The 510-nt window shown below is 58.4% G+C and carries 1 protein-coding gene; it reads left to right on the top strand.

Annotation, left to right across the window (positions count from 1 at the left end):
* On the top strand, positions 1-285 hold a 285-nt coding region (locus AC1RPR_RS08180; RefSeq protein WP_481763465.1), incomplete at its 5' end, for a hypothetical protein.
* Between the last annotated feature and the right edge of the window lie 225 nt (positions 286-510).

Here is a 510-nt window from a genome sequence, read left to right as displayed (position 1 = left end):
GACGCTGAGGAACAGAAAATGACGAACACGAACGCAAGCGCCCCCGTCCGGTGCAAGGGCTATCAATCCGTGTCGTTTGCGCGTGCTGAGGCACCGAGCGACGTAATCGGCTCGTTCTATGCCGTGTACCCGGATGGCCGCGTCTATGAAACGCCGATCACACTCGCGCAGTATCGTACGCACCTGTTTGCGTTCCGGGGTGCGCGGTGGGTGCCATCATCGATGACGGCTGAGCAAGTGCGGGACACCGCTGAATTCAACGGCAATTACGCGTTCCCCGTCTGAGGCGCGGACAACCGAACAAAAGGGGCTCTTAGGGGCCCTTTTTCACGTCCGGGGCCGGCAGGCTGAGGGTGCGCGCACGCGTCGCGGACCCAAACACAACTAACCCGCTGAGGCTGGCAATGCAAAATTACGACATGAGTAAGCTACTAAAGGAAGCGATTACGCTACTGGCCGCGTCGCTTAAGCGTGACTCCAAGTTTTACAAGGACGATTACTAGGCAATCG

The sequence above is a fragment of the Dellaglioa sp. CoH-57-MRSF-22 genome, from assembly GCF_056781895.1.
This window is presented reverse-complemented; position numbering and strand designations above follow the sequence as displayed.